This window comes from Lysobacter brunescens, assembly GCF_042677005.1.
In the GTDB taxonomy this organism is placed as follows: domain Bacteria; phylum Pseudomonadota; class Gammaproteobacteria; order Xanthomonadales; family Xanthomonadaceae; genus Lysobacter_I; species Lysobacter_I brunescens.
This window is the reverse complement of sequence record NZ_JBHTIF010000008.1, coordinates 1-7,534: the sequence shown is the minus strand read 5'-3', so window position 1 is coordinate 7,534 and position 7,534 is coordinate 1. Positions and strand designations below refer to the sequence as shown.

Here is a 7,534-nt window from a genome sequence, read left to right as displayed (position 1 = left end):
GCTGCGCGTTGGCGCGGAACAGCGCCGGCAGCAGCACCGCCGCACGCTCGGGCGCCGGGCCTTCCGACAGCGCCACCAGCGCCGCGCGTTCGTCCTCACCGAGCATGTCGAGATCGGCGACCAAGCGATCGTCCTCGGCCACCATGCTGCGCAGGATCCGACCGACCTGGTCGCACATCCGCTCCATCGCCGAACGCTCGAACAACGAGGCATCGTAGGTCAGGGTCAGATGCAGGCCTGCGTGCGGCGAAACCCCGAGCACCAGCGGGTAATGCGTTTCGTCGTGCCCGACGCCACCCTTGGTGCCGCGCTTCTGCATTTCGCCTGCGGCGCGCTCGACGGGCTGGCTGTGGAAACCGAGCACGGTATTGAAGATCGACTGGCCCTCGTCGAGCGTCTTGAGCTTGACGATCTCGGACAGCGGCATGAAGCCGTACTGTTCGCGTTTGGCGTGCTGTTCGTGAAGCGCCTGCAGCCATGCCACCACGGTCTGCTCGCGTGGAATCCGGATCGCGGCCGGCACGGTGTTCACCATCAGGCCCACCATGGCTTCGACACCGGGCAGGTCGGCGGGGCGTCCCGACAGGGTGATGCCGGTGACGATCGTGTCCGTGTCGCCGCTACGCGCCAGCCAGTAGGCCCAGGCCGCCTGAACGAGCGTGTTCACCGTGATCCGGTGGCGTGCCGCGAAACGCTTCATCGCCTCCAGATCGCCGGCCGGCAGTGCGCGCTTGATCGCCGATTTGCCCGTGCCCTGCGGCAGCGCGGGCGACTCGAGGCCGATGCGTTCGCGAGGCGCGGCCCCTTCCATTTCCTGCGACCAGAAATCGCGCGCATCGTCGGCGTTGCGCCCCATCGTCCAGCGGATGTAACTGGCATAGCTGGGCGCGGAAGGCAGTGACGCTTCGCGACCTTCACGACAGGCGTCGTACAGCGCGAACAGTTCCTCGTAGACGATGCCGAGGCTCCAACCATCGAGGATGGCGTGCGAACAGGTCCAGACGAACAGATGGCGCCCGCCGTCGCGCTTGAACAGCGTATAACGGGTCAGCGGCGCGCGTCGGCTGTCGAATGGCGTGCGCTTGTCCTGCACGAGGTGATCCGCGATGCGCGCGTCCTGCGCCTCCGGAGACAGCGACGAGATGTCGTGCTCGATCCATTGCGGCTCGTGATGCGGGAGCACCAGCTGCAGTCCCTGCTCCAGATCCGGGCCGACGAAGACGGTGCGGAGTACTGCATGACGCGCGATCAGCGCGGACCATGCGCGCTTGAACGCGCCCGGATCGAAGTCCTCGGGGAAATGCAGCAGGTTCTGCGGCGCATAGCTGGAATGGCCATCCAGCTGCGCGTGATAGAGCATGCCCAACTGGTTGCCGGAGGCTGGATACAGGTCCTCGATCTCGCCGAATTCATGCTGCCAGAGGTCGAGATCGCGACGGGAGACGTCGCAGAGCGGGAAATCGGAAGGCGACGCCCAGGCGCGCGTCCGGCTCGTGCAATGCGCCAGCAGGTCGCGCAGCGCGCTCTCGAAATGCGAAGCCAGCGATGCGATGCGCTCCGGGTGGAACAGATGGCGATTGAAATCGATGCCGAAAACCAGGCGGCCATCCGCGATACGGCCGTTGAAGCCGATCAGATGCTCGCGACGACGACGGCGGTCCACATCGTGGCCCGTCGCCTCGGAGGCGCGCCCGAACTGGCTGGCGCTGCCGAGCTGCTGATCGAACTGGCCGAGGTAGTTGAAGACGATGCCCATGGCATCGCGGTGGCGCCCGGACGCCAGATACGACAGCCCCATATGGCGCACGCGGCGAAGCGCATCCTTGGCGCCGAGGATTGCCGTCTGTTCCGGTGTCTCCGGACCCGCGCAGGCAGGCAGGCGGATCGGATACAGGCTCGTGAACCAGCCGAGGCAGTGGCTCAGATCCACGCCGTCGAACAGGTCCTCGTCGCGACCATGGCTTTCCATGAAGACATCGGGCGAAACGATGCCCTGCCAGCGATCGAGTGCCAGGGCAAGTGCGGCCAGCAGCAGATCGTTGATCTGCGTGCGATAGGCCTTGTGGCAGTCCTGCAAGAGGATGCGGGTTTCGGACGGGTCGAGCACGGCCTGCACGGTCGCCGTGTCGGCCAGGGTGTCGCCCACCTCTGCGGGCGTGGCGTCCGCGACGGCGAGCAGGCACTCGCAGGTGGCGGAAGCGGTGCCGGCAGCTTCCTCGCCCCCATCGCGTCCCCATGCATTGATCATCCGGCTCCATTGCTGGTAACCGGTCCCCTTCTGCGGCAGGACGATCCGCTGACCGGCACGATGCTGGTCGAAGGCGAGCTTGAGGTCATCCAGCAGGATGCGCCAGCTGACGCCGTCGATGATCAGGTGATGGAAGATCACCAGCAGGCGACTGTCGGCAGCGGTTTCGGCCTTGAAGAACACGAACGCGAACAGCCGACCATCCTCGATGTCGATGGCGGACTTGTGGGCTTCGCCACGTGACTGCAGGAAATGGTCGCGGGCCTCCGCATCCATGCCGGTCATGTCCTCGACATGCAAGGCGGTCATCGCATCGGTCTCGGTAGACGCGAAGAATGCGTTCGCCGTACCGTCGCCCTCAACGGCGAAACGGGCGCGCAGCATGTCATGGCGCTGGACGATCGCCGACACGAACGCTGCGAAGAACGCCTCGTCCGCGAATTCGGGTACGAACAGCAGCGCGGACTGCAGATAGCGCGATTCGAATCCTGCCTGCAGGTCGAAGAAACGACGCTGGATCGGAAGCAGTTCGAGCGTGCCTTCGCTGGGCGACTGCGGGAACGCGACGCGCTCGCCAGCTCCGCTTTCGAGCAGGTCGGCGATGGCTTCCACGGTCCTGGCATCGAAGAACTGCCGCGAAGTCAGGTTGTGGCCGAGCGCATTGATCCGGGCGACGGCGCGGATCGACAGGATCGAATCGCCGCCGAGTTCGAAGAAATTGTCGCGTATGCCCACGCGCGTCGAAGACAGGAGGTCTTCCAGCACGCTGCAGATCAAGCGCTGCAGGTCGGTGACCGGCGGCACGTAGTCGCGGCGCGCGAAGTCGGCTTCCGTCGGCGCGGGCAACCGGGCGACATCCACCTTGCCGTGGATCGTCATCGGAATCGCATCTAGCGGCACGTAGGCTGCGGGCACCATGTATTCGGGCAGGCGCTGGTCCAGGAACTGCCGCAGGGAGATGCGGTCGACCGATGCGACGGGATCCGTGAAGGTGTAGTAGACCGTCAGCGGCTGCTCGGCCGTCGATGCCGCGGTCGAAGGCAAGCAGGCCACGCCGGCTGCGATCGCGGGATGCGAGACCAGCATCGATTCGATTTCGCCCAGCTCGACGCGGAACCCGCGGATCTTGACCTGGTTATCGGTGCGTCCGACGTACTCGAGATTGCCATCGGCGAGCCAGCGCACGAGGTCGCCACTGCGATACCAGCGTTCGGGCGTACCGCCGTCCACGCCCATGTGCACGAAGCGCGCCTGGGTCAGCTCAGGGTTGTTGAGGTAGCCGCGGGCCAGGCCGATGCCGCCGATATGGAGTTCGCCGAGCGCGCCGACCGGCACGCGGCGGCCGTTGCGGTCAAGCACTGCGCAGCGATGGTTGGAAATCGGCCGCCCGATATGGATCCTGCCGCCGAGATAGCGTCCGATCGTCGAACAGATCGTCGTCTCGGTCGGCCCGTAGGCGTTGTGGAAGGCGCGTCCGCGCGACCATCTGGCGGCTTCGGACTGGCGTACGGCTTCGCCGCCGGCGATCAGATGCCGGATGCTCGACAGGTCGCCATCGTCGAATTCCGCAAGGTAGACCGGCGGGAACAACGCATGGGTCACGCCATGACGTGCCACGAGGCGCGCCATCGCGGCAGGATCGCGCCTGCTTTCGGCATCCGGCACGACCAGGCAGGCGCCATTGCACAGGCTCATCAGCCATTCCCAGGTCGCGGCGTCGAAACTGATCGACGAGAACTGGAGCACGAAAGACCGCGCATCGCCTTCGGCCTGGACATCGAACTGGTCGCGCTGCGCCTGCACGATGCTGACCGCCCCCTTGTGCTCCAGCATCGTGCCTTTGGGCAGGCCCGTGGAACCGGAGGTGTAGATGACATACGCGAGGTCGTCGCCGGATACCTCCACAGAGGGCGGAAGACGTTGCGCATCGTCGCCGCTCGAGATCGCCCGGGCGACGTCGAGCGTGCGCGCATCGTGCGGCGCCAGCAGTTCGGCGGTTTCGTCGGACAACCACAGCACGGCGCCGCTGTCGCGCACGATGTGCGCGATGCGCTGGGTCGGATAATCCGGGTCCATCGGCAGGTATGCCGCACCGGCCTTCAGCACGCCCAGCACGGCGACCGGGAAGCCGGAGGCATGACGCAGGCAGAGGCCGACGATGTCGCCCTTGCGGACCCCCTGCCCGATCAGCGCCCAGGCCAGTCGATTCGCGCGTTCGTCGAGTTCGCGATAGCTCAGGCGCATGTCGCCATGGACGACAGCCGTCGCTTCGGGAGTGCGTTCCGCCCAGCGTTCGAACAGGCGATGGGCACCGATGTGCTCGACGTCCACGCGCGGACCGGTGCCGACCGTATCGAAAAACGCCTTCTCCTCATCGGAGAGCAGTTCCAGATCATCGACGCACCGTTGCGGATCGGCGGCGATCGAGCGCAGCAGTCGCAGGAAATTGGCCGCGAACCGGCGGACGCTCGACGCGTCGAACAGATCGTGGCTGTACTCCCATGCGAAGCTCAGGCCATCGGACGTGTTCCGTGCGATCAGCGTGAGGTCGAACTTGCTGCCCGTGCCGCGACGCTCCCGCCCTGAACGGCGCAGCGTGCGCCGGGCACCGCCCGTGCCGCCCGCGGTCGCGGTCGCGTCCTCGTACGAGAACATCATCTGGAACAGCGGGTTGTAGCTCGCGTTCCGGCTGATCTTCAGCGAGTCGATCAGCATTTCCAGCGGAATCTCGTGACGCGAGATGTCTGCGACGGTATCGGCGTGGACCTGTGACAGCAGGTCCGCGAAGCTCTGGCCTTCGGACAGGGTCGTCCGCATCGGGACCACGTTGGCGAAGAAACCGATCAGCCCCGCGACCTCGTGCTGCGTGCGGTTCGCGACCGGCGTACCGAAGACGACGTCGCGCGTATCGCTGTAACGCGCGACGAAAACCGCATACGCCGCCTGCAGCAGGGCGAACAGCGTGCAACCCCGATCGCGGGCGAGCGACTGCAGGCGCCTGCTGGTGGGCTCGTCCAGCTCGAAACGATGGCGATCGCCACGGAATTCGGGCGAGGCCGGTCGCGGCTTGTCGGTCGGGAACTGGTGGATCTCCGGCGCATGGGCCAGGCGGCGCGTCCAGTAGGCCAGCTGCGCATCCAGCTGCGTGCCCTGCAGCCGGTCCGACTGCCATGCGGCGTAATCGCTGAAGCGGATCGGCAATGGCTCGGCGGCTGGCGCCTGTCCTTCGCACGCAGCCTCGTAGGCCCGGTTCAGTTCGTCGACGAAGATGTCGAGCGACCAGCCATCCGCAGCGACATGGTGGATCGTGATGAACAGCTGGGAACCCTGCCCGTCGCACTGCAGAAGATCGGCGCGGAGCATGAAATCGTTGGCGAGATCGAAGGCGCGGTGCGTCTGCTGCCGGATCAGGTCCGCAGCGATGCCATCTTCGCGGCCATCGTCATGGTGCACGGCGATCTCGAAGATCGAAGGATCGAGCAGGCCCGCTTCGGCGACGCCGTTCCGGTTGCGGATCGTCGTGCGCAGCGGTTCGTGGCGCTCGATCAGCCAGCGCAGGCTCCTGCGCAGCCGGTCTTCGTCCAGTCGGGCATCGCTCTCGAGGACGAGCGGAATGTTGTAGACGGCGCTCTGCTCGTCGTACATCTGCTGGAACCACAGGCGCAATTGCGCGTAGGACAGCACCGTCCTTCCACCTGCGCCGGCGGGGACCGGACCGTCCGGGGCGCGATCGGCCGCGAGCAGTTCGATCATCGCCTGCTTGTGCTCGCGCAGCAGCGCCTTGATCGATTCGGGGATCCTGCCTTCCGACGTCGTGACGCGGAGATTCTCCCCGTCGACGGCCAGTTCGACGCCGGCTTGCCTGCAGAGTTTGTAGAGTTCGAGAGCGTTCATCCTGCGTTGCTTCCTTGTGTTCCTGCTGGGGCCCGAAGCCGCATCCCTCCCGGATGCGCTTCGGCTCGCGGTGTCGGCGCCAAGGCCGACCGCCGCTGGCGACGACGACCGGGAGTCCGGTCGTCGCGCCGTCGCAGCCATCCCGGGCTGCGTTTCCTGGTGGCGTCGACTAGGCCATGAAGTCGCTTCTGGCGCGCGAGAGCTTCAGCAGGCTGCGGTCGTATTCCTCCGTCATGTCGTGGAAGAACTCGTCCTTGAACCCTGTGGTCTTGCGCACGACGGTCAGGCTGCGCTGGGTGAACTTGTGCGGCTCCAGGAACGTCAGCAACTCGGCTTTCCTGGACAACAGGTTCGGGCGGATCGCCTCGAAGACCTTGTCGAGGTCTTCCTTGTGATCCTTCTCGCTGCTGGTCGTGTTGTGGAAGGCCATGATGCCGCCGTCTTCGCGGATGCTGTCGTACGTTTCGTCGTAGAAGCGCTTCTTGTTGCCGAAGTCGTTCCAGGCGAAGTCGATGGGCCTGCGCTCGGCCGGCACCATCTGCACGTAGTCGGTCACACGGCAACCCGCCGAGAGCGTGAAGTAGCCATCGAGCTTCAGCTCGCCGACGAGCCGGCTCAACTTCCTGACATACATGTCGTCTTCGGGCAGCACCTCGAACGTGAACAGCCTCGGCTTGTACGGCCTGGCGTAGAACGAGGGGATCGGCACGACGGGCTCCTGCCCGTAGACCTCCTGCGTCGTCTCGTCGAGCAGCCAGTCGTCCGGCAGCATCGCCTTGCGCGCGGGATCCGACAGCTTCGCGTAGTTCTTCGCGACCCGGCTCTTGAGGATCTTCAGGTTGAAATTGAAATCGTCCTCGTTGTCCTTCAGCGCCTGGAGGATGTACGGCGTGGTGTAGCCGCTGCCGAACTCCACGACCGTCTGCGGCTTCAGCATCCGGATCAGCGAGTACAGCAGCGGGGCCACATGCTCGGTTCCGGACAGATGCTGGAACGGTGTGATTTCGGAGATGACCTTGAGGGCGAACTCCTCGGAAAAACCCAGTTTCATTCGTTCATGCCTTCCATAATGCGTGGTTTCCGTGCGGAATCATGGATTCCTTCGTGTATTGCGGCGGACCGGTTGCCGCTAGATCAGCGCCTCGTCGGCCGCAGTCGTCGTCGCTGCGGCATCCGATGCGTTCGCCATCAGGCCGACTTCAAGCCAGTCGCCCAGATCCCGGATGGTGGGGTAGTCGAACACGACCTTGATCGGCAGACGGACACCGAGCCGGGTGCCGACCATCGATACCATCCGCGTCGCCAGGAGTGAGTGCCCGCCGAGCTGGAAGAAGTTCGCGGTCGCGCCGACCGAAGGCAGACCCAGCAATTCGCACCAGATCCGCGCCAGCG

At 65.5% G+C, this 7,534-nt stretch carries 3 protein-coding genes; all 3 read right to left on the bottom strand.

What is annotated here, in order from left to right; all coding sequences use genetic code 11:
* On the bottom strand, window positions 1–6,142 hold a 6,142-nt coding region (locus tag ACFQ0E_RS19075; protein WP_386826601.1), incomplete at its 3' end, for an amino acid adenylation domain-containing protein.
* Between the two features lie 169 nt (window positions 6,143–6,311).
* A complete protein-coding gene (locus ACFQ0E_RS19070) occupies window positions 6,312–7,193 on the bottom strand; it encodes a hypothetical protein (RefSeq protein WP_386826599.1) in 882 nt (293 codons plus the stop codon).
* A 78-nt stretch (window positions 7,194–7,271) separates the two neighbouring features.
* Window positions 7,272–7,534 (bottom strand): phosphopantetheine-binding protein (locus ACFQ0E_RS19065; RefSeq protein ID WP_386826597.1); only part of this gene is annotated, 263 nt, incomplete at its 5' end.